At 74.7% G+C, this 23212-nt stretch carries 19 protein-coding genes and 1 tRNA gene; 4 read left to right on the top strand and 16 right to left on the bottom strand.

Annotated features, from left to right (window positions below; translation table 11 throughout):
* Window positions 1-83 precede the first annotated feature (83 nt).
* Complete coding sequence (locus JN535_RS19415; protein ID WP_307869008.1) at window positions 84-1535, bottom strand: transglycosylase family protein; 1452 nt, start codon at window positions 1533-1535, stop codon at window positions 84-86.
* 332 nt (window positions 1536-1867) lie between these two features.
* The gene (locus JN535_RS19410) at window positions 1868-2893 is read right to left on the bottom strand and encodes a helix-turn-helix transcriptional regulator (RefSeq protein ID WP_205207447.1); all 1026 of its coding nucleotides are present in this window, start codon (window positions 2891-2893) and stop codon (window positions 1868-1870) included.
* 130 nt (window positions 2894-3023) lie between these two features.
* On the opposite strand from JN535_RS19410, the gene JN535_RS19405 reads away from it, so the two are divergent.
* A complete protein-coding gene (locus JN535_RS19405; protein ID WP_205207446.1) occupies window positions 3024-3422 on the top strand; it encodes a VOC family protein in 399 nt (132 codons plus the stop codon).
* A 67-nt stretch (window positions 3423-3489) separates the two neighbouring features.
* On the opposite strand, the gene JN535_RS19400 is transcribed toward JN535_RS19405, so the two are convergent.
* The 7 genes from JN535_RS19400 to JN535_RS19370 all read right to left on the bottom strand — a co-directional run bounded on the left by JN535_RS19400 (window position 3490) and on the right by JN535_RS19370 (window position 12568).
* The gene (locus JN535_RS19400) at window positions 3490-4656 is read right to left on the bottom strand and encodes a ubiquitin-like domain-containing protein (protein WP_205207445.1); all 1167 of its coding nucleotides are present in this window, start codon (window positions 4654-4656) and stop codon (window positions 3490-3492) included.
* 176 nt (window positions 4657-4832) lie between these two features.
* Window positions 4833-5855: a TatD family hydrolase gene (locus tag JN535_RS19395; protein ID WP_205207444.1), complete on the bottom strand. Its 1023-nt coding sequence runs from the start codon at window positions 5853-5855 to the stop codon at window positions 4833-4835.
* A gap of 2 nt (window positions 5856-5857) precedes the next feature.
* Window positions 5858-7651, bottom strand: coding sequence for a methionine--tRNA ligase (gene metG / locus JN535_RS19390; RefSeq protein WP_205207443.1), 1794 nt, complete (start codon window positions 7649-7651; stop codon window positions 5858-5860).
* A gap of 186 nt (window positions 7652-7837) precedes the next feature.
* A complete protein-coding gene (locus tag JN535_RS19385) occupies window positions 7838-9121 on the bottom strand; it encodes a G5 domain-containing protein (RefSeq protein ID WP_307869007.1) in 1284 nt (427 codons plus the stop codon).
* 360 nt (window positions 9122-9481) lie between these two features.
* Window positions 9482-10729 carry a PQQ-dependent sugar dehydrogenase gene (locus tag JN535_RS19380; protein WP_205207442.1) on the bottom strand — a complete coding sequence of 416 codons (1248 nt, stop codon included), beginning with the start codon at window positions 10727-10729 and terminating at the stop codon, window positions 9482-9484.
* Between the two features lie 58 nt (window positions 10730-10787).
* A complete protein-coding gene (locus JN535_RS19375) occupies window positions 10788-11969 on the bottom strand; it encodes an aminotransferase class I/II-fold pyridoxal phosphate-dependent enzyme (RefSeq protein WP_205207441.1) in 1182 nt (393 codons plus the stop codon).
* Between the two features lie 128 nt (window positions 11970-12097).
* Entirely contained in the window at window positions 12098-12568 is a 471-nt protein-coding gene (locus JN535_RS19370; protein ID WP_205207440.1) for a MarR family winged helix-turn-helix transcriptional regulator, read from the bottom strand.
* 127 nt (window positions 12569-12695) lie between these two features.
* On the opposite strand from JN535_RS19370, the gene JN535_RS19365 reads away from it, so the two are divergent.
* Window positions 12696-13295: an isochorismatase family protein gene (locus tag JN535_RS19365; protein WP_205207439.1), complete on the top strand. Its 600-nt coding sequence runs from the start codon at window positions 12696-12698 to the stop codon at window positions 13293-13295.
* A gap of 19 nt (window positions 13296-13314) precedes the next feature.
* On the opposite strand, the gene rsmI is transcribed toward JN535_RS19365, so the two are convergent.
* Window positions 13315-14205, bottom strand: a complete 891-nt coding sequence (gene rsmI / locus JN535_RS19360; RefSeq protein WP_205207438.1) for a 16S rRNA (cytidine(1402)-2'-O)-methyltransferase — start codon at window positions 14203-14205, stop codon at window positions 13315-13317.
* A 34-nt stretch (window positions 14206-14239) separates the two neighbouring features.
* Here rsmI and JN535_RS19355 point away from each other — a divergent pair, with 34 nt between their 5' ends.
* Window positions 14240-15991 (top strand): dolichyl-phosphate-mannose--protein mannosyltransferase, encoded by a 1752-nt coding sequence (locus JN535_RS19355; RefSeq protein WP_205207437.1) that lies wholly within the window; start codon window positions 14240-14242, stop codon window positions 15989-15991.
* Window positions 15992-15995: 4 nt separating this feature from the next.
* On the opposite strand, the gene JN535_RS19350 is transcribed toward JN535_RS19355, so the two are convergent.
* Window positions 15996-17501: a family 20 glycosylhydrolase gene (locus tag JN535_RS19350; protein ID WP_205207436.1), complete on the bottom strand. Its 1506-nt coding sequence runs from the start codon at window positions 17499-17501 to the stop codon at window positions 15996-15998.
* A 96-nt stretch (window positions 17502-17597) separates the two neighbouring features.
* Window positions 17598-19226, bottom strand: coding sequence for a hypothetical protein (locus tag JN535_RS19345; protein WP_205207435.1), 1629 nt, complete (start codon window positions 19224-19226; stop codon window positions 17598-17600).
* Between the two features lie 189 nt (window positions 19227-19415).
* Here JN535_RS19345 and JN535_RS19340 point away from each other — a divergent pair, with 189 nt between their 5' ends.
* Window positions 19416-19910 (top strand): DUF4190 domain-containing protein, encoded by a 495-nt coding sequence (locus tag JN535_RS19340; protein WP_205207434.1) that lies wholly within the window; start codon window positions 19416-19418, stop codon window positions 19908-19910.
* 81 nt (window positions 19911-19991) lie between these two features.
* Here JN535_RS19340 and JN535_RS19335 read toward each other — a convergent pair whose 3' ends face one another.
* The 4 genes from JN535_RS19335 to JN535_RS19320 form a co-directional block, all read right to left on the bottom strand.
* Window positions 19992-20843, bottom strand: a complete 852-nt coding sequence (locus JN535_RS19335; RefSeq protein WP_240201485.1) for a formylglycine-generating enzyme family protein — start codon at window positions 20841-20843, stop codon at window positions 19992-19994.
* A gap of 180 nt (window positions 20844-21023) precedes the next feature.
* A tRNA-Ala gene (locus JN535_RS19330) sits at window positions 21024-21096 on the bottom strand.
* A gap of 74 nt (window positions 21097-21170) precedes the next feature.
* On the bottom strand, window positions 21171-22439 hold the full coding sequence (locus JN535_RS19325) for a hypothetical protein (protein WP_205207432.1): 1269 nt from the start codon (window positions 22437-22439) through the stop codon (window positions 21171-21173).
* Window positions 22440-22500: 61 nt separating this feature from the next.
* Complete coding sequence (locus tag JN535_RS19320) at window positions 22501-23151, bottom strand: GNAT family N-acetyltransferase (protein ID WP_205207431.1); 651 nt, start codon at window positions 23149-23151, stop codon at window positions 22501-22503.
* Between the last annotated feature and the right edge of the window lie 61 nt (window positions 23152-23212).

Below are 23212 nucleotides of genomic sequence, written 5' to 3'. Positions count from 1 at the left end.
GGCGCGGCACGACGAAGGGCGGGGCGCTGCGCGCCCCGCCCTCGGCGGTGCGGCCACCGAGCGGCCGCGAGATTCCTACCGGGTCAGAGGAGCCCGAGCTTGCGCGCGCACGCGGGCCACTGGCCCCAGCCCGAGCGGGCCTGGAGCGCCTGGGCGCGCTGCGTCTGCTCGGCGGCCGAGGCCTCCGACGGGAGGCCGGAGCCGCCCATCGCCCGCCACGTCGAGAGCGAGAACTGGTAGAGGCCGTAGTAGCCGTTGCCCGTGTTCGTCGCGGGGTTGCCGCCGGACTCGCACTGCGCGAGCGCACCCCAGACACCGCCGGGAGCGGAGCCGAGGTCCGCGGCCGGCGCGGACGAACCACCCGACGAGGAAGAGGAGGACGAGGAGGAGGACGACGAGCGCTGCTGCGTCTCGACCTTCGGCTGCGGCTTGGGGCGCTCCTTGGTGCCCTGCACGAGGATCTTGTTCACCGGGGGCGTGGTGACGCCCTCGGAGACGAGCTCGCGCGACTCCTCGACGCCGTCGACCGTCGTGACGCGGTGCACGGTCGTGTGGACGCCCTCGGCGCCCTCCTGCTTCACGACCGGGTCGAGGTCCTTGAAGCGGTTGGCGTCCTCCTCGGTGACCGTCTCGAACGGGACGGCCTTCTCGGTGGGCACCTCCTCGACCTTCACGCGCTGCACGACGAGCGAGACCGGCGCAGCGTCCGCCGCAGCCTCGGCGTCCTCGGTCGCGTCGGCGTCCGCGGCAGCGGTGGCGTCCGCGGCGGGCGCGGCCTCGGCAGCCGCGTCGGCCTGGGTCGCGGCGAGCTGCTCGGTCTTCTCGACGTGGACGCGGTCCAGCTCGCCGAGCTGGATGCCCTGCTGGTCGAGGATCGCGTCGATGCCGATGCTGCCGTCGGGCGCGACCTTCGTCTCGCCGTCCGCGACGACGTTCACGGGGCCGTCCGCGTCGAGACGGATCGGGAGGGACGCACGCTCGCCGGAGCGCGACGCCACGAGGCGCACGTCGCTGCCGCGCGTGGCGAGGGTCGTCAGGGCCTCGTCCGCGTCGAGCGCGGTCAGCCAGACGGAGGACTGGGAGCCGTCGACCTGGACGGGCACCTCGCGCCCGTAGCGCACGACGACGTCGCCGCCGCCGCGCAGGGCGGAGTCGATGTCCGGGACGACGAGGTCGCGGTCGCCGACGGCGACGTCCTGCTCGGCGAGCAGGCCCTCGACGGAGCCGGCGAACGTCGTCACGGTGGTGATCTGGCCGTCGACGTCGAGCTCGACGGTCTTGCGCGCGTTGCCGTAGGCGACGGCGCCGGTCGCGAGGAGGACGACGGTGGTGGCGCCGGCCACGAGGGGCCAGCGGCGACGGCGGGTGGTGGTCGCGGGGCTCTCGTGGCTCTCCGCGAGGCCGCCGGCGGGGGTCTCGGAGGTGGTCAGGGGGTCCTGAAGGTTCGTGTCGGCGCTCTCGGGGGCGCCGGCCGCGTCAGCGGTCCGGTGGAAGGGGTTCTTCACTCGGGTCCAGTCGTCGTGCGTCCCGGGCACGGTGGCTCGACGGCGCGTGAGCACCACCCGCGGCCCGCGGCGGACGTACGTCCTCCGCGGCGGGCGCACACGTGCGTCCGCGGGTCTCGAGCGGCCGATCCGGCTGCCGGCGCCACCCCGGCACCCCTTCCCCAGGGCCCGACGACGGCGCACCGCCCGCGTGGTCCGGGCACGTCTCCCGCGGTCCGGACGGACCGTGGCAGCGTGCCGTTCACGCGCGAGCGACGTTCGACCGTAACCGATCCGTTATCGAAGTCCAACCCCTGAGTCGCTACGCTAGGAGGTTCTGTCCAGATTTCTGCACCTATGTCGCCCGCGCCTCCACGCGCTTCTCACCCGGTGTCACCGTCGGCGTCACTCCCGGGGCCGCCCTCCGCCGAGCCCGATCCCGCACGCCCCGGGCCGGCACCCCCGGACCGCACGGCCCTGAGCCCCACCCGCGACAGCGTCTCCGAGAGCTCGGGCGGGTCCAGGACCGTGAGGTCGACGTCGAGGCCCAGCAGGAACCCCGCGAGCTCGGCGAGCGACGTCCCTCCGGTCTCGAGCACACAGGCGTCCGGGCCGTCGTCGACGAGCACCCCCGTGCCCGGTGCGATCCGGTCCGCCACGACGCTCGCCGGCGCGTGCAGACGCACGCGCGCGGGGTGCGCCCACGCGATCGACGCCACGCCGCGCACCACGTGGGCGACCGCGTCGCCACCCGGTACGGGGCGCGGCACGAAGCGCGGACCACCCGGGGTGCGCAGGCGGAGCCGGTCGACCCGGAACGTCCGCCAGTCGTCCCGGTCGAGGTCGAACGCCAGCAGGTACCACCGCCGACCGACGTGGACGAGCCGGTACGGCTCCACCGCGCGGGACGTGGTCTCGCCGTCGTGCGCCCGGTACTCGAGCCGCAGGCCCGTCCTCGCGGCGACGGCCGCCGCGACGTCGGCGAGCACCCGCGGGTCGACGGCCGGCCCTCCCGCCGGCGCGCTCGCGACCGCGGCACGCAGCGCGTCCGCCCGCGCGCGCAGCCGCGCAGGGAGCACGGTGTCGAGCTTGACGAGGACGCGACGCGCGACGTCCTCGACCCCCGCGATGGACCCCGTGGCGGCGGCCCGCAGCGACACCGCGACGACGGCCGCCTCCTCGTCGTCGAGCAGGAGTGGCGGCAGCGCGGCCCCCGACCCGAGCCGGTAGCCGCCCGCGGTCCCGGGTGCGGAACGCACCTCGTACCCCAGGAGCCGCAGCCGCTCGACGTCGTTGCGGACCGTGCGGGTCGTGACGCCGAGCCGCTCGGCCAGCTCGGGGCCCGACCACGTCGGCCGCGACGGGAGCAGCGCGAGCAGGCGCAGGAGTCGGACCGAGGTGTCGAGCACGGATCCCATCCTGCCCGACCATGCGGAACCGCACGTTCCGCATGGCCCCCTACGGTCGTGGTGTCGGTCCCGCCGGGGTCGACGACCGCAGGCCCGGGCCGTGCGCCCGGACGACGACGAGGAGACGAGCATGCTGCGTGGGATGGCGACGCTGAACCTGTGGGCCGACGACCTCGAGGCCGCGTCCGCGTGGTACGCCGAGGTGCTCGGGACCGAGCCCTACTACGTGGTGCCGGGCGGGTACGTGGAGTTCCGCGTCGGTGACCGCCAGGACGAGCTGGGGATCATCGCCCGGCCGTGGTCACCACGCCCGCAGCCGGAGACGCCCGGGGGCGCGATCGTGAACTGGCACGTCGACGACGTGCGCGACGCCTTCGCCCGGCTGCTCGCGCTCGGCGCCACCGAGTACGAGGGGGTCGTCGAGCGCGGCGAGGGCACCGGCTTCGTCACGGCGTCCGTGGTCGACCCGTTCGGCAACGTGCTGGGGATCATGCAGAACCCGCACTACCTCGAGATGCTCGCGCGCTAGCTGGCCGTCGGCTCCGTCGAGCCGCCCCCGAGGCGTGGCGCTCGCGGACCGCGGGCGCGCGCCGTCGTCAGTACCAGCCCTTGGCCACCGAGTGTGACCACGCCGAGCACGGCGTGCCGTACCGGCCCTCGATGTAGCCGAGGCCCCACGTGATCTGGGTCGCGGGGTTGGTGCGCCAGTCGGCCCCAGCGCTGGACATCTTCGACCCGGGCAGCGCCTGCGGGATCCCGTACGCGCTCGAGCTCGGGTTGTCGGCGTCGACGCGCCAGTTGCTCTCCTTGGTCCAGAGCTTGTCGAGGCACACGAACTGGTCGTCGCCCCAGCCGCGCTGGGCGGCCAGCGAGCGGCCGATGGCCCGCGCCGAGCCCGGGTCGACCGAGACCGAGACGTCCATCGTCCCGACCTTGATGATCTCGTTCCGCGGCTCCGTCGTGACCGTGCGCGTGAGGACGGTGCGCGACACCTCGGCGCCGCCGAGCGTCTGGACGGCGTACGTCGTGGTCGCCTCGCCCACGCGGCCGGACTGGACGACGACCCGGTGCCCCTGCGGCAGGTTCGGGTCCTCGACCTCCTCCGTCTCGAAGGGCAGCACCTCCGTGACGGTCGTCGCCGACGCGGCGGCCCTGCTCACGAGGACGAGCATGCCGTCGACCGCGGCCGCGTCGAGCGGGGCGGACGTGCTGTCGCCCTCGGCCAGCACGATGCCTGCCGTCGCGAGGACGCCGCGCACCGTGGGCTCCGCCGTCGTGATGGGCATGACCGCGCCGTCCACGGCGACGTGCACGGTCTTCAACGTCGACACCCGGATGGGGTCGCGGCCGAGCGCCTGGGTGCGGGACACCTCGGTCACGGCGCCCTCGGCCCGCGGACCGAGGTAGGTGAGGAGCTCCCCGACGGTGCGGGCGGTCGTCGAGATCGTCTGGACCTGGCCGTCGATCTCGACCGTCACGTCGTGGCTCGACCGGACGACGATCGTGCCGCCGTCGCGCGCGGGTTCCGCCAGTCCGGGCTCGACGAGGTCGTCCGCACCGACCCGGACGTCCTGGTAGTCGAGCACCTCGGCGACCGTGCGCCCGTACGCGGAGACCTCGTGCAGCTCGCCGTCGACGTCGAGCGTGACGCTCTTGTGGAGCGAGGCGAACGCACCCGTGACGACCACGAGGCTCGCGACGACGACGCCCTGGGCCGCCAGCCGTTGCAGGCGCCGGCGACCGGTTCCGTCAGGTGCGAGCACGCGCGCGGTCCCTTCTGCGGGGGATCGTCCCTCGGCGACCGCCGAGAACGGATGGGGCGCGTCGTCGGCGCACGGCGCGCGACGCACGAACTCGACCGTAGCCGAAACGTGACCCAGGACGAAACCTCCGGTTCGCCCGGATGGGGCGGTGGGCCCGGTCCCCGTTCGCGCCCGCGTCACCAGGGCCCGTAGACCGCGACCGACGTCGCGGCGACCCGCGCGCACACGTCCGCGAGCGGCATGCCCACCACCTCCGCGACGGTACGGACGGTCGTCGGGAGCACGTACGGGGCGTTGGGCCGGCCCCGGTACGGGTGCGGCGTGAGGTACGGCGCGTCCGTCTCGACCAGGACCTGGTCGAGCGGCACCGCGCGCAGCGCCGCCCGCAGCTCCTCGTTCGCGCGGAACGTCACCGGGCCGGCGAAGGACAGGTACCAGCCCTGCTGCGCGCAGAACCGGGCCATCGCGGCGTCGCCCGAGTAGCAGTGGAAGACCGTCCGCTCCGGGGCGCCGTCGCGCGCGAGCACGTCGAGCACCTCGGCGTGCGCGTCGCGGTCGTGGATCTGCAGCGCGAGACCCAGCTCCTTCGCGAGCGCGACGTGCGCGCGGAACGCCTCGCGCTGGACGGCCTCGCCCCGCGCACCGGTCCGGAACAGGTCCATCCCGGTCTCGCCGATCGCCCGCACGCGCTCGTTGCCGCGCGCGATCGCCGCGATCTCCGCGACGGCGTCGTCGAGCGGTACGTCGTGGTGCGCCTGCGGGTCGGGCTCGAGCCCGTCCGGCCCGACCTCCCGCACCCCACCGTGCAGCACCGCCTCGTTCGGATGGATCGCGACGGCCCCGAGCAACCGCGCGCCCTCCGCCGGCCCCCCGCCGAGCATGGGGTTGTCGCCCGTCACCGTACCCGGACGGGCGGTAAGCCCATGCTCGGGCGCGGCTCCCGACGTCGTCTCCCAGGCCGCGGGGGCGCCGCGCAGCAGGGCGTCCGTCCAGCGGGCGGCGGGGAGGTCGCAGCCGACCTGGACGGCCCGGTCCACGCCCACGGACGCCGCCCGCGCGAGGTGGTCCGCGACGCTCGGGGCGGGGACGTCGTCGGGCAGGACGTGCGCGATCGAGTCGAGGTGCGTGTGGTTGTCCACCACCGGGACCGGCAGCGGGTCCGGGTCCGGCGGCCACCCGCGCTCGCGTTGCTTGGCCACCGTCAGGCGGTCTCGCGCAAGCGGTCGAGCTCCTCCTCGACGATCGAGTCGTCGAGCTTGGTGAACACCGGCGTCGGCTTGCCGACCGGGGTGCCCGGCACGACCGGCTTCGGCTCCCACGTCGCCAGGCCCGCGGCGCGGTAGTCGCCCGTGATGACCGGGTAGTGGCGCGAGTCGTCGTCGAGGTCCGTCACCTCGTCGATGCGCGGCTGCGGCGCGAACGTGCCCGTGCCGCCGAACGCCTCGTGCACCTGCTGCGCGGAGTGCGGCAGGAACGGCGACAGGATCGTGTTGAGGTCGCTGACCGCCTGGGTCACGGTGTGCAGCACGGTCGCGAGGCGGTCCGGGTCGGTCTTGAGCTTCCACGGCTCGGTGTCGGACACGTACTTGTTCACCTCACCGACCGTCTTCATCGCCTCCGCGACGGCGGCGCGCTGGCGGTGCGTCGCGATGAGCTCGCCCACGCGGCCGAACGCGGTCGTCGTCGCGGCGAGGACGCCCTCGTCGATCGGCTGGCGCTGCCCCGGCTCGGGGATGGCACCGAAGTTCTTGTGCACCAGGTTCGCCGTGCGGTTCACGAGGTTGCCCCAGCCCGCGACGAGCTCGTCGTTCGTACGGCGCTGGAAGTCCGCCCACGTGAAGTCGACGTCCTGCGTCTCCGGCCCGGCCGACGCGACGTAGTACCGGAACGCGTCCGGCTGGTAGCGGGCCAGCATGTCCCGGACGTAGATGACGACGCCGCGCGAGGAGGAGAACTTCTGACCCTCGACGTTGAGGAACTCGCTCGACACGACCTCGGTCGGGAGCTGGAGGTTCCCGTACGGGCCCGGGGCCCCGCCCCTGCTCCCCCGCCCGTCGTAGCCGAGCAGCTCGGCCGGCCAGATCTGGGAGTGGAACGTGATGTTGTCCTTGCCCATGAAGTAGTACGACCGCGCCTCCGGGTCGTTCCAGAACGCGCGCCACGCGTCCGGGTCGCCGCTGCGCCGCGCCCACTCGATCGACGCCGAGAGGTAGCCGATCACCGCGTCGAACCACACGTACAGGCGCTTGCTCGAGTTCTGCTCCCACCCGGGCAGCGGGACGGGGATGCCCCAGTCGATGTCGCGCGTCATGGCGCGCGGGCGCACGTCGTCGAGCAGGTTGAGCGAGAACTTCAGGACGTTCGGGCGCCACGCGGTGCGCGTGCGCAGCCAGTCCCCCAGCGCGTCGACGAACGCGGGCAGGTCGAGGAAGAAGTGGTTCGACTCGACGAACGTGGGCGTCTCGCCGTTGATGCGGCTGTGCGGGTTGATGAGGTCGATCGCGTCGAGCTGGTTGCCGCAGTTGTCGCACTGGTCGCCGCGCGCGCCGTCGTAGCCGCAGATGGGGCACGTGCCCTCGATGTAGCGGTCCGGCAGCGTGCGGCCCGTGGACGGCGAGATCGCGCCCATGGTCGTCTGCTCGACCATGTACCCGTTCTTGTGGACCGTGCGGAACATCTCCTGCACGACGGCGTAGTGGTTGCGCGTCGTCGTCCGTGTGAACAGGTCGTACGACAGCCCGAGCTGGTGCAGGTCCTCGACGATGACCCGGTTGTACCGGTCGGCGAGCTCCTGGGGCGTCACGCCCTCCTTGTCCGCCTGCACGAGGATGGGCGTCCCGTGCTCGTCCGTGCCCGAGACCATGAGGACGTCGTGACCCGCCATGCGCATGTGCCGGCTGAAGACGTCCGACGGGACACCGAAACCTGCGACGTGGCCGATGTGGCGCGGTCCGTTGGCATAGGGCCACGCCACGGCCGAGAGGATGTGGGTCATGGTGCCCGATCCTAGTCGGGACCGTCGCCCGGTCGGGGCGCGGTCCGGGTCATGACCACGCGTGGTCCGCCCGTGGTCACGTGGGAGGCGAACGGGCCCACGACCTCGGGGTCGCGGGCCCGTTCGGAGCGGTCCGGCTCGGACGCCTCGGCACCAGTCGTCGGTGCCGGCCGTCGGTATCGGCCCTCAGTACCAGTTGGTCGCCTGGGAGTGCGACCACGCGCCGCAGGGCGAGCCGTACGAGCCGGCGATGTAGTCGAGGCCCCAGGCGATCTGGGTCGCGGGGTTGGTCGCCCAGTCGGCGCCCTTGCTCGCCATCTTCGAGCCGGGCAGCGACTGCGGGATGCCGTAGGCGCTCGACGTCGGGTTGTCCGCCGTCGGGTTCCAGTTGGACTCCTTGGTCCACAGCTTCTCGAGGCACGTCCACTGCGACCCGGTCCAGCCACGCTCGGCGGCCATCGCCTGCCCGATCGCGCGCGGGTCCTTCGGCCGCTCCTTGGTCCCCGTGACGACGACCTCGTCCACCGGCGCCGTCGTGACCTCCTGGGAGAGCTGTTCGCGCGACTCCTCGACGCCGTCCACGAGGGTGACCTCGAACGTCGTCGTGGTGACGCCGTCGGCGCCGGCCTGGGCGACGGCGGACTCGTCGGTGTACTTCGAGTCGTCGGTCTGCTGGACCGTCCCGTGCGGGACGGGGGTCGTCGTCTGCTGCTGCTCGACGACGACGCGCTGCACGACGAGCGAGACCGTCGGGGCGCCCGGCTCGGCCGCCTCGACACGCTGGACGCTCACGCGGTCGAGCTCGCCGAGCTCGACGCCCTGCTGCTCGAGGATCGCGGGGATGCCGATGCTGCCGTCGGGCGCGACCGTCGTCCTGCCGTCGGCCACGACGTTCACCGGGCCGTCGGTGTCGAGGCGCAGGTCGAGCGACGCGCGCTCGCCCGACCGGGACGCGACGAGGCGTACGTCGCCGCCGCGCTCCGCGAGGGTCTGCAGCGCCTCGTCGGCGTCGAGCGCGGTGAGCCAGACGTCGGACTGCGCGCCGTCGGTCTGGACGGTGACCTGCTTGGCGAGGCGCACCACGACCTCGTCACCGTCGTCCAGTGCCGAGCCCGGGTCGGGCGCGACCTGGTCGCGCGCCCCGACCTCGATGCCGGCGGCGTCGAGCGCGCCGCCCACCGAGCCGGCGAGGGTGCTGACGGTGGTCGTCTCGCCGTCGACGTCGATCGTCACGGTCTTGTCGGCCTCGCCGTACGCGACGGCGCCGGAGCCGACGAGCGCGACGGCGGTGACCGCCGTGACGATCGACCAGCGGCGGCGGCGCGTCGAGCGCAGCGCCCGCGTGGAGCGGGCGGCGCGGCGGCTCGGCGTCGGAGTGGTCTCGGGCGCCTCGGTCGACGGGGCGACGTCCGGGGCGAGGGTCTCGATGTCGGGGTTCTGGGGCGTGCGGGAACGGAAGGGGTTGTGCACAGTGGTCCAAGTCGTCGGGGGCTCCCGGGCACGGGGGTCGCCGGCGCGCACGCGCCTCGGGGGCGCTCCGCAGCGTGGCGGGCGCGCCCGGTTCGACCAGCCGATCCGGCGTCCTGCGGCCACCGGCGCCCTGGGCGCCCGAGAGAGGCCGCATCCCACGGCCGGCCAATACACCTGTCCCCGGTGGGCGGCAACGCGAGACACTCGACCGTAACCGATTCGTTATCGCACTCCAAACCGACTGGTCAGCCCGTGCATCCGCGGGGAGCGACCGCCACGGTGCGACGTCGACCCTCGAGGGTCGATCTCGGACGCTCGCCGATCCCGCGACGGCGGTCACGGACCCACGGTCCGACGGGCTCACCCTGCCGGCGTCACCGCGACCCGGAGCAACCGGTCGTCGCCGTCGCGCGGGTCTCCCCGACCGTCCGTGTTGTTCGTCAGCACGTAGAGCACCGCCCTGCCGTCGTCCCCGAGCGGCGTCGCCGGGTCCACGAGGACCGCGCGCAACCGGCCCCGGTCCGTGAGCACCGCCTGGGGTGCGCCGAACGCGTCGGCCGACGCCCCGCCCTCGGGCGACGCGAACGGCACGCGCCACAGCGTCTCGCCCCGGAGGCCGGCCAGGTACGCGCCCTCGCGGGTCACGGCCAGCCCGCTCGGCGAGGCGTCCGACGTCGCCCACGTCGCGACCGGGTCGACGAACCCGGACGACGCGCCGCCGACCCCCTCGACCTCCGGCCAGCCGTAGTTCCCGCCCGGCACGACGACGTTGAGCTCGTCGAACGTGTCCTGCCCGAACTCCGACACGAGCATGCGGCCCGTCACGTCCCACGCGACGCCCTGGACGTTGCGGTGCCCCAGGCTCCACACCGGCGACGCCGGGTCCGGGTTCCCCGGCGCGGGGCCGCCGTCCACCGTCAGTCGCAGGATCTTGCCGTTGAGCGCGCCGGCGACCTGCGACGCGCCGCGCTGCTGCGCGTCCCCCGTCGTCACGTACAGGTAGCCGTCCGGTCCGAACGCGAGCCGGCCGCCGTCGTGCGTGGACGCCGCCGGGATCCCCTGGACGATCGGGGTGAGGGCCGACAGCTCGCGGCCCGTGAGCGTCCCGCGCAGCACCTCGTTCCCGCCTGCGGCGGTCCGGTAGACGAACACCTCCCCCGGCGCCGCGCCGTCGGCGGGTCCGACCGCGACCCCGAGGAGGCCCGCCTCGCCGCGCGCGACCGTGCCGTCCCGCAGGTCGTCCGCGCCCGGTCCCGTGACCGGCTCGACGGCGCCCGTCGCCGGGTCCACGACGACCAGCCGGCGCTCGTCGCGCAGCGAGACGAGCAGCGTCCCGTCCGCGAGCGCCGCGAGCCCCCACGGCGCGGGCAGCCCCGCCGCGACCTCGGCCACGTCCACCCGCACCTCGGGCACGACGACGAGCCCCGGCTCCGGCGCGGGCGAGCTCGTCTCCGCGGGTTCGCTCGGCGCGGCGGTGGCCGTGGTGACCGACGGGCCCGGGGCGGGCTCCGGACCGTCGTCGGGCGTGCACGCCGCCAGCAGCGCGACGGCGGCGCTCACCGCGACCGAGGGCCACGCCCGTCGCGCGGTCGACCGGGTCGTGGGCATGCGCCCATCGTCGCGCGCCGCGCTCGCGGCCGCACGTGCCCCGGCGTCGCCTCGACCGTCAGAGGCGGGTGAGACCGCGCTTGAGGCCGCGGATCGCCTGCCCGATGCGGTGCTCGTTCTCGATGAGCGCGAACCGGACGAACTCGTCGCCGCCGGGGCCGAACCCGACGCCCGGGGACACGGCGACGTCGCACTCCTCGACGAGGTGCGTCGCGAACTCGATCGAGCCCATGTCGCGGTAGGGCTCGGGGATCCGGGCCCACGCGAACATCGTGCCGCCGGGCTTGTGGATGTCCCAGCCGATGCGCTGGAGCCCGTCGTACAGGGCGTCGCGCCGCGACTCGTACACCGACGAGATCTCCTGCGGGAACTCGGTCGCCTCGTTGAGCGTCACGGTCGCGGCGATCTGGATCGGCTGGAACGTGCCGTAGTCGAGGTAGCTCTTGAGCTTGGCGAGCGCCCCGACGACGTCGCGGCGCCCCACGAGGAACGCGACGCGCCAGCCCGCCATGGAGAACGACTTCGTCATCGAGTACAGCTCGACCGCCACCTCGCGCGCGCCCTCGCACTCCATGATCGAGGGCGGGCGGAACCCGTCGAACGTCATGTCGGCGTACGCGAGGTCGTGCACGAGCACGACGTCCTTGTCCCGGGCCCAGTCGACGAGGCGCTGGAGGTCCTCCTTGGTCGCGACCGTCGTCGTCGGGTTGTGGGGGAACGACAGCACGACCACGCGCGGCTTGGGCCAACCGAGCTCCCACGCCTCGATGATCCGGTCGATGTACCCGGCGGCGTCGGTGCCGTCGCCGATGGGGACCTGGCGCGCGTCGGCGCCCGCGAAGTAGGGGCCCCAGATGTGGATCGGGTAGCTGGGCGTGGGGACGAGCGCGACGTCGCCCGGCTGGAGCAGCACCCACATGAGGTGGCTGAAGCCCTCCTTGGCACCGATGGTCGAGATGATCTCGGTGCCCGGGTCGAGGCTCACGCCGAACCGGCGCTGGTACAGCCCGGCGACGGCCTCGCGGAGCTTGGGGATGCCGCGCGACGCGGAGTAGCGGTGGTTGCGCGAGTTCTGGGCGGCCTCGGCAAGCTTGTCGACCGCGACCTGCGGGCTGGGCAGGTCGGGGTTGCCGAAGCCGAGGTCCACCACGTCGCGCCCCGCTCGGCGTGCCTCGATCTTGAGCCCGTCGATGATCGTGAAGACGTAGGGCGGCAGACCGGGGATCCGGCGGAACTCCATCGCAGTGCTCCAGCTCTGTGCGGCGCTCCCGGGCGCGGGGGTGCGCACGGGTCGCGGGTCTCGCAGGGTACGCCTGCTGCCCGACGCCGCGTGGCCGCGTCTCGCGGCATGCTCGCCGCGGGCGGGGGTCAGCCCGTCCAGCCGAGGTTGCGCGCCATCCGCTCAAGCGTCGCGACCGTCTGGGCGTACTCCTCGCGGCTCACGCCCTCGGCGACGCGCTCGCGCGCGAGCGACACGGCGTCGAGCAGGTCGTGGTACGCGTGGTTGCCGGCCACGGTCACGGAGAGCAGGCCGGAGCCGTCGCGCGCGACCCAGCCCCGCCGCACGAGGTCGTCGATCTCCGCCGTCACGGCGCCGGCCCCGTGCCCCGCCCCCGCTCCCGTGAAGGGCGAGAGGACGCCGTCGACGCTCGCCTCCTCGCTCACGCCGTCCCGGATCGTGTTGAGCACCTGCCAGTGCCGGCGCGTGAGCCCCGAGTGCTGGAACACGCCGTCGAGGCTCTCGTCGATGAGCCGGTCCACGAGCTTGAGCCAGTACCCGATGGGCCGCTCCGGCGTGCCGGCCGGAGGGGTCGCGGCGGGCGTCGGGTCGTCGCTCATCGGGTCCTCCCGGATGCTCGGGTCACGACTGCTCCCACTCTCGCACCCGCGCGCGGGACGCGCCCGGCGGGCTCGACGCCCCGCCCGCAGGCTCCCCACACCCCGTCCCGGGTGGCAGAGTGGGCGCATGAGCGAGAACACTCCCGCGGTGCGCCGCGCGCTGATCGTCGTCGACGTCCAGCCCACGTTCTGCGAGGGCGGGGAGCTGGGGGTCGAGGGCGGGAACGCCGTCGCGCAGCGCATCGCCGACCACGCGCGCGACCACCGCGACGCCTACGACCTCGTCGTCACGACCCAGGACTGGCACGTCGACCCGGGCGAGCACTGGAGCCCGGAGCCGGACTTCGTCGACACGTGGCCCCCGCACGGGATCGCGGGCACCCCGAACGCCGAGCTGCACCCCGCGCTCGCCGACCTCGCGCCCGACGCCGGGGTGAAGAAGGGCGAGTACCAGGCCGCGTACTCCGGTTTCGAGGGGGTCGACGTCGGCGGCCGCCCCCTCGCGGACCTCCTGCGCGACGCCGGGATCGAGGCCGTCGACGTGGTCGGCATCGCCGAGTCCCACTGCGTGCGGGCGACGGCGCTCGACGCGCACGCGCTCGGCCTCGCCACCCGGGTCCTCACCGACCTCACCGTGCCGGTCACGCCCGAGCTGGGCGCCGCGGCGCGCGAGGAGCTCGCCGCGGCGGGCGTCGCGCTCGAGCCGAGCACCGCCGTCGGGCGCTGACGGCTCCTCTCCCGCCGCCTCAGCGGCGGCGCGCCTCCAACGCCGCCGCGTAGAGGTCCCGCTTCGCGACCCCCGCGTCCTGGGCGACGTCCGCGACGACCTCCTTGAGCCGTTCCCCGCCGTCGACGCGAGCCAGCACGCCCGGGACGAGCTCGGCGAGCGGGACGGGGCCGCGCGGCGGCGCACCGCCGACCACGACGCAGATCTCCCCGCGGAGCTGCTCCTCGGCGGCGCGCTCCGCGAGCTCGGCCAGGGGTCCCCGCAGCACCTCCTCGTACGTCTTGGTGAGCTCGCGCGCGACGGCGGCCGGCCGGTCGGCGCCGAACGCGTCGGCCATCGCGGCGAGGGTCTCCGCCACGCGGTGCGGCGCCTCGAAGAACACGAGCGTGCGCGGCTCGTCGGCCAGCGCGGCCAGCGCGCGCGACCGGTCGCCCGCCTTGCGCGGCGGGAAGCCCTCGAAGCAGAAGCGGTCCGTCGGGAGCCCCGAGAGCGCCAGGGCGGTGAGGACGGCGCTCGGCCCGGGCGCCGTCGTGACCGGGACCCCGCGCTCGACCGCGCGCGCGACGACGCGGAAGCCGGGGTCGGACACGCTCGGCATGCCTGCGTCCGACACGACGAGCACCGTCCCGCCGCCGTCGACGACGTCGAGGAGGTCGTCCGCGCGGTCGGACTCGTTGTGCTCGTGGAAGCTGAGGACGCGCCCGCCGACCGGCACGCCCAGCCGATGCGCGAGCGCGTGCAGGCGGCGCGTGTCCTCCGCCGCGACGACGTCCGCCTCCGCCAGGAGGCGCCGCAGCCGCGGGCTCGCGTCCTCCGCGTTCCCGATCGGGGTGCCGCCCAGCACCAGGTGCCCGGCCTCCCGCGGGGTCGTGGGCCGGTCGGCGTCGGGCGCGTCGGTCGAGGAGGACATGGCTCCCAGGGTTCCACACCCGGGTGCCCCTACGATGGCCTGCGTGTCCCAGCCGCCCGCCGACGCGCACCCCGGACCTCGGCACGCGACCGACGTCCCCGACGAGCCCGACGCGTCCGGCCGGGCGTCCGGCGCCGAGCCCGACGACGCCCGCTCCGGCGCCGACGCACCGGCCACCGGCTCCGGGCAGGACGCCGACGACGCGCCCGACCTGAGCCACCGCGAGCGCCTCCTGCTCGCGCTGCTCGGGCCCCGCCGTCTGGCGCTCGGGGCGACCGCGCACGACCGGCTTTGGGGGTGGCTCGGGGTCGCGATCGTCGCGGCCGTCGCGGCGGTGCTGCGGCTGTGGAACCTCGGCCGTCCGGGCACGCTCGTGTTCGACGAGACGTACTACGTCAAGCAGGCATGGACCCTGCTCCAGGTCGGGTACGAGGCGGACTGGCCCGAGGAGCCGAACCCGGCGTTCGAGGCCGGGGACGTGAACTCGTTCCTCCCGACGGCCGACTACGTGGTCCACCCCCCGCTCGGCAAGTGGATGATCGCCCTCGGGATGAGGTTCTTCGGCGGGGCGGAGAACCCGTGGTCGTGGCGCATCGCGTCCGCGGTCGTCGGGGTCGTGGCCGTGGTGCTCGTGGCGCGGATCGCCCGGCGCCTGTTCGCGTCGACGGCGATGGGGATCGTCGCCGGCGCGCTCATGGCCGTGGACGGCGAGGCGATCGTGCACTCGCGCACCGGCCTGCTCGACAACATGCTCATGGTCTGGGTGCTCGTCGCCTTCGGGTGCCTGCTGCTCGACCGCGAGCAGGCCCGGCGCCGCCTCGCCGACCGCTGCGCGGCGATCCTCGACGCGGGCGGGACGATCCGGCGCTACGGGCCCGGGCTCGGGTGGCGGTGGTGGCGGTTCGCCGCGGCGGTCGCGCTCGGTCTCGCGTGCGGGGTCAAGTGGTCGGGGCTGTACTTCCTCGCCGTCTTCGCCGTCGTGTCGGTGCTGTGGGACGCGACGGCGCGCCGCACCGCGGGCGTCGGGCGCTGGTGGGAGGACGCGCTCGTGCGCGACGCGATCCCGGCCGCGCTCGTCATGCTTCCGACGGCGGCGCTCGCCTACCTCGCGTCGTGGACGTCGTGGCTGCGCTCCCCCGGGGCGTACATGCGCCAGTGGGCGCTCGACCACCCGGGCGAGGGGGTCCAGTGGCTCCCGCCCGGGTTGCGGTCGCTGTGGGAGTACCACCTGAAGATGTGGGACTTCCACAACGGGCTCACGTCCGAGCACACGTACGAGGCGCACCCGCTCGGGTGGATCCTCCAGTGGCGCCCCACGTCGTTCTACTGGCGCTCCTACGACCCCGGCGAGGCCGGCTGCGAGGCGGAGCGCTGTGCACGGGCGATCACCTCGCTCGGCAACCCCGTGCTGTGGTGGACGGCGGCGCTCGCCGTCCTCGTCGCGCTCTGGGCGCTCGTGCGGCTCAAGGACTGGCGGGCGCTCGCCGTGCTCAGCGGCATCGTCGCCGGGTGGGCGCCCTGGTTCCTCTACGCCGAGCGGACCATCTTCACGTTCTACTCGATAGTGTTCACGCCGTGGGTCGTGCTCACGCTCGTGTACGCGATGACGCTCGCGCTCGAACGCACCGAGCACCGCCCGGTCGCGCGGGCGCGCGTGCGGGTGGGGCTCACGGTCCTGCTCACGACGATCGGCGCCGTCAGCGTGTTCTTCTACCCGATCTGGACGGCGTGGCAGGTGCCGTACTGGTTCTGGCGCCTGCACATGTGGCTGCCCACCTGGATCTGACGGGTCACCACTCGACCTGCGCGGACTCGTGGAACGCGATCCCCGCGCGGCGCCAGGCGTGCGCCTCGCGGGCGACGCGGCGACGGAAGCCGTCCCAGTCCTTGCGCTCCGGTGCGGTCCAGCCGACCTCCGCGACGGCGCTCAGGCGCGGCAGGAGCATGGTGAACAGCGCGTCGAGCGTCGGGACGCGTTCGGTCCACACCGCCGCCTCGACGCCCTCGATCGTGTCGACCGGCAGTCCGGGCACGACCTCCTCGGGCTCCCAGTCGTAGGAGTCGCGCACGTCGACCAGACCGGCCCACTCCTGCCCCAGGGCGGGGTCGAAGTCCGCCGTGTAGCGCATGTCGAGGTAGACGCGGTTCGCGGGCGACAGGATGACGCGCGCCCCGGCCTTCGCGGCGTCGACCAGGTACGTGAGGTCCATGGGGTGCGTGTCCCAGTACTGCACGAGAGTGCCCGGGCGCAGCGGCGCCTTGGCTGCCTCCTGCCACGCGACCGGCTTCTTCCCGGCCTCGAGGATCAGGCGCTCGCACAGCTCGACGAACTGCGCGTACTCGGCGGGCTCCATCTTCAGCACCTCGTCACCGCCGAGGTGCACGTGCTCCCCGTCCGTCGCGCGGGCGAGGTCCGTGAAGACGTCGCGCAGGAACGGCTCCGTCGCGGGCAGATCGAACGTGAGACGCGAGAAGCCGACCTCGATGCCCGAGTACGCGTCGGTCGCGACGCCGTCGGGCATGAGGTCGCCGTAGACGTGCGTCGCCGCGTTGATGTGGCCGGGGACGTCGATCTCCGGCACGACACGCACGAAGCGCTCCGCCGCGTGGTCCTGCAGCGCGCGGAAGTCCGCGAGCGACAGGTGGCCGCCCTTCCCGCCGGACGTGTCGCTCCCCGAGGAGAGCTTGGCGAGCTCGGGGCGGGACGGGGACTCGATGCGCCAGCCCTGGTCGTCGGTGAGGTGCAGGTGGAGCACGTTGAGCTTGTACGCCGCGGCGACGTCGATCACGGTACGCAGGGCGTCGAGGCCGAAGAACGTCCGCGCGACGTCCACGGACAGGCCGCGCCAGGGGTACCGGGGCGCGTCGTGCACGACGACGTGCGGCACCCGCGCGGGCTCGTCGCCCGGGCCGGGCGCCTCGACGAGCTGCCGCAGCGTCTGCACCGCGTGGAGCAGCCCGGCGGGCTCGGCGGCGGTCGCGGTCACGCCGGCCTCGTCCACGACCAGGCTGTACCGCTCCGGGCTCGTGGAGCCCTCCGGACCGGCCAGCTCGTCGATCCGGAGCACGAGCGCGGTGGGGGTCGCGGAGCGCGACGCGGCACCCGCCGCGGCGCCGGACGCCGGGTCGTCGTGCGTCGCGGCGACACCGTCGAGGCCGCTCAGGAGCGCGGCGGCCAGGTCCCCGAGCCACGGGGCGGTCCGCTCGAGACCGAGCGCGTGGACCTCCAGCGTGACGACGGGGACGTGGCCCGTCCCGGGCTCGACCTGCTGGGGCTGGGGGATGACCGAGACCATCGGGTACCTCGTCGTCTGGCTGGGATCGAATCGATTCGGCTTTTGCGAGCGACACACCCTAACCCGCCGCTCGGGGCGCGGCCAAGCCCCTCCGGCCTAGCGCGAGGGCGCGATGTAGCGCGGGCTCGGGTCGAGCGAGAGGACGCCCTCGACGTCGCGAGCCGGGTCCGACGAACCCGTCGTCCAACCGGCGGCCACGCCCTGCGGCAGCCCGTCGAGGAGCAGCCCCCAGTCCCGCACCCGCGCGCCGTAGCTGTCTCCCGAGGTGGACCGCAGGACCACGGCCGCCTCCCCCGACCCCAGGTCGAGGCCCGACGCCCCCCGGATCGCGTCCGCGTCCGAGCGCTGCAGCACGACGAGCTTCTGCGGCAGCCCTTCGGCTCGCACGACCTCGCCGACCGCGTCGATCGCCGCGCCCAGCTCGGCCGCGTCCACGGTGCCGCTCGGGGTACCGTCACCGACCCGGCGCGCGTCGACGTCGAGCGCCACGCCCACCGTCGGGCGGGCGAGGACGTCCGCGTACTCGGCCACCTGCTCGTCGAACGACGCGCGGCCCGGTTCGAGGCGCAGCACGACCATGACCCCCGCCGCGGCCGCCGCGTCCACGAGCGGCAGCAGCTCCTCGGTCGGGATCTCGGTCGAGTAGTCCCGGTCCTCGCCGGGCTTCGACGACGCCCGGGTCGCCGGGACCTCGAGCACCGGGACGACGGTCTCCTCCGGCACCGCCTCCGCGTACGACGCCGCCGCGTCCTCGGCGCGCGTGACGGCGTCGGTCAGCGCCTGCTCCCCCACCGCTCGGAGCCCGGAGGTCACGGCGTCCGCCTCGACCGCCACGTACCGCACGCCGTCGGCGAGCACGAGCTGCGACCCGCTCGGGAGCAGGTCGCCGGCCTCGGCCGTGCGCAGCCGCCACGCGAGCTCGTCCGCCGACCCGAAGCTCTCCCCGATGCCCACGACCGCGAGCGCCTTCGCGGCCGCGATCGCGTCGACGACCTCGGCGGAGGAGCGCGGGTCGCCCTGCGGCACCTCGAGCGGCACCGCCCCGGCCGCGCGGGCCGTCGCGATCGCCGCGGACTGCGGGCCGCCGGGCGCGTCGAGGCTCCCCTGCTCCGTGAGCGCGAGGACCTCCGTGAGCGTCTCCGGCTCGCCGCGCTCGGGCAGCGCGGCGCGGACGTCGTCGAGGTCGTGCGGGTCGAGCGCCCCGTCGGCGCCGAGCGCGCCCACGTCGAGCAGGACCCGCTCGACGCCCTCGACGTCGCCGAGCGTGGCGCGCTCCGGGGTCTCGCCCGCGTCCTCCTGCCCCGGGGGCGCGTCCGCCTCGCCGACCTCGACGACCGCGACCGTGCCGAGCCGGGCGAGCTCGGTGCGCAGCCCTCCGTCGGAGATGGCACCGCCGACCAGGAGCACGGGCGCGGCGAGCTCGACCGCCGCGGCGGCCGCCGTGGCGCGCGCCGCCTCGTCGTCGGCGACGGCGAGGACGACGACGGGCGCGGACGTGAAGAACGCCTGGCTGCTCGTCAGTGCGAGCTCCGCGGGGTCGGTCGAGTCCAGCACGAGGACGCCGTCGCTGGGCTCCGCGGCACGCGCGACGAGCCCGGTCTCGCCCGAGGACGGTCCGTCGGCCTTCGCGGCCTCCGCGGCACAGCCACCGAGCGCCGCAGCGGCACCGAGGCTGAGGACGACGGGGAGGACGACAGGGACGAATCGGACCTTCCGAGAGTTCACGCCCCCATCATCGCGCATGCCCCACGCCCCGCCGACCCACGGATGTGTGGGAGTCGTGACGGTCGGCCCGTCGGGTGGACGGCGGAGGAACCGGCCACCCGTGTTCCGGACGCGCCGCGGGCGCTCGGGACGCCGAGCGACCTCGACCGGCATACTGGCCGGGCCCGAACCCATCGCCGAGGAGATCGCATGTCGACCCCCGACCAGCCCGACCAGACCCCACAGCCCGGCGGGACGCCGTCCGGACCGTCCGCGCACGGCGCTCCGCAGCCCGGCCAGCCCCAGCAGCCGCAGGCCCCGCAGTACGGCGCCCCGCAGGCGCCCCAGTACGGCGCGCCGCACGCGCCGCAGTACAACGCCCCGCAGGGCGGCACGCCCGGGTACTCCGCCCCGGCCCAGGACCCCGGCAAGACGATGGGCATCGTCGGCCTCGTCCTGTCCTTCCTCGGCTGCCTCTCGATCGTGGGCCTGATCCTCAGCATCATCGCCTACAACAAGTCGAAGAAGGCCGGCTACAAGAACGGCGTCGCCCTCGCGGGCATCATCGTCGGTGCCGTCATGCTGGTGATCTCGATCGTCGTCGGCATCATCATCGGCGTCACCACGTCCGCGGTCCTCGAGAAGTGCGCCGAGCTCGGCCCGGGCACGCACTTCGAGGACGGCGTCACGTACACCTGCGGCTGACACGCTCACCGCACGGAGCGCTCCGTCCGCTCTCCGCACACGACGAAGGCCCCCGCCGTCGGTGGGGGCCTTCGTCGTCCGTCAACCGGCGTCTGCGGCGCAGCGGAACCCGAGGTGGGTCGTCGCGCTGTCGTCCGACTGCGGTGACCGGGCCGCGGGCCGGTACCGGCGGCAGTACTCGGGCGCGCACAGGTGCGACCCGCCCTTGGTGACGCGCATGACCTGGGGCGACGTGGTCGGGGCCAGGAGGTTCGGCCGCGCACCGGCGTCCGGCCCGCGCGTCCCGGGAACGACGTGACGGGGGGTGAACGTGTCGGCCGTCCACTCCCACGTGTTCCCGACGAGGTCCACCAGCCCGTACGCGTTCGGTTCGTAGGAGCCGACGGGCGACGTCCCGCCCCAGCCCTCGTTGAGGTACGGGAACCGGCCCAGCCACGTGTTCGCCATCGGCCGTCCGCCCGGCGCGAGCTCGTCGCCCCACGCGAACTCGGCGCCCTCGAGCCCGCCGCGCGCGGCACGCTCCCACTCGGCCTCCGTCGGCAGGCGGCGGCCCGCCCACGCCGCGTACGCCGACGCGTCCTCGAACGCGACGAGCACCACCGGGTGGTCCGGGCGGTCGTCGACGTCGGAGCCCGGTCCCTGCGGCGAGCGCCACGACGCCCCGGGCTGCCAGCGCCACCACTGCCGCCAGTCGCGCAGGTCGACCGGACCGGCCGTCGGGGTGAACACGAGCCCCCCGGGTACGAGGTCCGCCGGGTCAGCACCCGGAAAGTCGGCCGGGTCGAGCGCGCGCTCCGCGACGGTCACGTAGCCGGTGTCCGCGACGAACGCCGCGTACTGCGCGTTCGTCACCGCGTGCCGCTCCAGCAGGAACGGCTCGATCTCCCGGTCGTGCGCGGGCCCTTCCTCGGGGTAGTGGTGGTCGGAACCCATGCGGAACGTCCCGCCGGGGACCGGGACGAGCTCGGTGAGGGCCACGCGGCCAGCATAGGTGGGCGCTCGCACGCCTGCGCGGCGCCTCCGCGAGCGCCGCGCCGACCGGTGAGACCCCGTCCGAGCACTTTTGGCGGACGACGAAGGCCCCGGACCGTGAGGTCCGGGGCCTTCACCCGGTGGAGCTAGGGGGATTCGAACCCCCGACCTTCTCATTGCGAACGAGACGCGCTACCAACTGCGCCATAGCCCCTTGAGCGAGGTACAGACTAGCACCCCGAGGGCGGGGTCTCGCAAACCGGCTCCCGGCCGCCGGGCCCGCCGGAGCTACTGCCCCGCGGCCCGACGACGAGCGAGGATCTCGTTGAGATCGAGACCGAGCGTCTCGGTCGACGGCTTGCGCTCGTCGCCCGCGGCGGGCTCGGGCGCGCCCGACGGCACGGCGTCGACGACCTCCGCCGCGGGGACCGGAGCGGGCGCGGCACCGGCCAGGGCGGGCGAGACGACGTCCTCGTCCGTGAGCGGGGCGGGCTCGCGGCGCGGGGCCGTGGGCTTCATCGTGTACGTCGGCGGCGGCACGGGCACCGGGTCCCAGGCACGGCCCGAGGGCACGTGGTCCTCGTCGACGGGCTCGACCTCGACGACCTCCGCCGCCTCGACCGAGACCTCCGTGACGACCACGGCCGCCACGCCCGAGCCGTCGCGACCAGAGGCGGGCTCCTCGGAGCCGGGGTCTGCGGCCGCCGTCGTGGTCGACGCGGTGGTGCGCTCGCGCGGCGACGAGGCGGCAGCCGCGGACGCCCCGGAGAGCGCCGCAGCGGTGGCGTTCGCCCGCGCGAGGTCCTGCGGTGTGACGCGCGGGATCATCTGCGTGCTCACCTGCGACCCGTGCACGGCGCGGCCGGTGACACGCGGACGTGCGCCCCGCGGCGCGGGCGGCGCGCCGAGCACGGTCCCGCGCGCGGCACGGGCGGCAGCGCGACGCTCGGCCAGCCACGCGGCGTCGGACCGCTGCGCGGCGAGCACCGCCCGGCGGCCCAGCACGAGCACGAGGGCGAGGAGCGACGTCGGGACCACGCCGGCCCACCACGGGAGGTACCCGAGCGCGGCCACGACCCACACCGCGACGCTCGCGAGGAGCAGCACGACGGTGAGCGCGAGCCGGCGGCGCGCCGCGGCGGCGCGCCGCTCGAGGAGGGCGAGGCGGGACTGCTCGGGTGCCGGCTGACGGCGCGGCGGTGCCCCGCGCGAGGGTGACGCGCTGACGGTGCTCCCCATGGCGTGCGTTCCCTCCTCCTCGTGCGTCCGGTCCTCGGACCGGCCCTGCGTCCCCGATCCCCCGAGCAGGGGACGCCCGCCGCCGGCGGGACCGGAGGCGATCGCGGCGACGATCGTGACGCCGTCGAGCCGCGCGTCCCACCGGCCGATCCCCCCACCGCCCGGGCCGGCGACGGCCAGGACGCGCAGGGAGCCGGAGAAGCGGTCGTCCGTGCGCGCCTCCAGCAGCTGCTGCCGGTGGCGCACCCGGTGCGGGACGTAGAACCCGACCCACAGCAGGAACACCGCGAGCGCGACGATCCCCGAGGCCGATTCCACATCACGACCGTAGGCGAGGCGTGCGGCCACGCTCCGCACGCGCTCCGGCGTGTCGGTTGGCTCAGATGGTCTCGCGTCGCGTCGCCTGCCAGCGCGCGAGGAGACCGCCCGGGACCTCCTCGCTCGTGATCGCGAACGTGCGGTGGTCACGCCAGGCCCCCTGGATGTGCAGGAACCGCTCGCGCACGCCCTCGTCGCGCAGGCCCAGCTTCTCCACGACGCGCAGGCTCGGGCCGTTCTCGGGGCGGATGTTGATCTCGATGCGGTGCAGGCCGAGGACCGCGAAGCAGTAGTCGGTCGCCATGGCGACGGACGTCGGGATGACGCCTCTCCCCGCGACGTGCTCGCTCACCCAGTAGCCGATGCTCGCGCCGCACAGCGACCCGTAGGTGATCGAGGAGACCGTGAGCTGCCCGACCAGCTCGCCGTCCAGCTCGACGGCGAACGGCAGCGACGACCCGGCCCGCGCCTGGGCGGACAGGACGCGGACGTACTCGGCGAACGTCGGCGGTCCTCCCCCGCTGCCGGGGCGCGGCGACGTGCCCTCCCAGCGCTCGAGCCACTCCGCGTTGCGCGCGCGCAGGCGCATCCACGCGTTCGCGTCCCGACGGCGCAGCGGGCGCAGCACGATCGACCCGCCCAGCGTGTCGTCCCGCAGGGTCACGGGCCACGGCTTGGTGACGGTCCAGCCGCGCGTGATCTTGTGCGTCATCCGGCGGTGACCGTCCTCGGGGAGCTCTCGGCGGGCACGGGCGGGCGCCCGGTCCTCGGTG

The organism is Cellulosimicrobium cellulans, assembly GCF_016921195.1.
GTDB classification, from domain to species: domain Bacteria; phylum Actinomycetota; class Actinomycetes; order Actinomycetales; family Cellulomonadaceae; genus Cellulosimicrobium; species Cellulosimicrobium cellulans_F.
Note: the sequence above shows the minus strand (reverse complement) of the source record. Positions and strands in the feature narration are given on the sequence as shown.

Bases quoted from the DNA above. Each gene is read 5' to 3' on its own strand.
- JN535_RS19405 (WP_205207446.1), top strand. From the start codon at position 3,024: ATGCTGCGTGGGATGGCGACGCTGAACCTGTGGGCCGACGACCTCGAG.
- metG (WP_205207443.1), bottom strand. From the start codon at position 7,651: ATGACCCACATCCTCTCGGCCGTGGCGTGGCCCTATGCCAACGGACCG.
- JN535_RS19380 (WP_205207442.1), bottom strand. From the start codon at position 10,729: ATGCCCACGACCCGGTCGACCGCGCGACGGGCGTGGCCCTCGGTCGCG.
- JN535_RS19375 (WP_205207441.1), bottom strand. From the start codon at position 11,969: ATGGAGTTCCGCCGGATCCCCGGTCTGCCGCCCTACGTCTTCACGATC.
- JN535_RS19370 (WP_205207440.1), bottom strand. From the start codon at position 12,568: ATGAGCGACGACCCGACGCCCGCCGCGACCCCTCCGGCCGGCACGCCG.
- JN535_RS19365 (WP_205207439.1), top strand. From the start codon at position 12,696: ATGAGCGAGAACACTCCCGCGGTGCGCCGCGCGCTGATCGTCGTCGAC.
- rsmI (WP_205207438.1), bottom strand. From the start codon at position 14,205: ATGTCCTCCTCGACCGACGCGCCCGACGCCGACCGGCCCACGACCCCG.
- JN535_RS19355 (WP_205207437.1), top strand. From the start codon at position 14,240: ATGGCCTGCGTGTCCCAGCCGCCCGCCGACGCGCACCCCGGACCTCGG.
- JN535_RS19350 (WP_205207436.1), bottom strand. From the start codon at position 17,501: ATGGTCTCGGTCATCCCCCAGCCCCAGCAGGTCGAGCCCGGGACGGGC.
- JN535_RS19340 (WP_205207434.1), top strand. From the start codon at position 19,416: ATGTCGACCCCCGACCAGCCCGACCAGACCCCACAGCCCGGCGGGACG.
- JN535_RS19335 (WP_240201485.1), bottom strand. From the start codon at position 20,843: ATGGGTTCCGACCACCACTACCCCGAGGAAGGGCCCGCGCACGACCGG.
- JN535_RS19320 (WP_205207431.1), bottom strand. From the start codon at position 23,151: ATGACGCACAAGATCACGCGCGGCTGGACCGTCACCAAGCCGTGGCCC.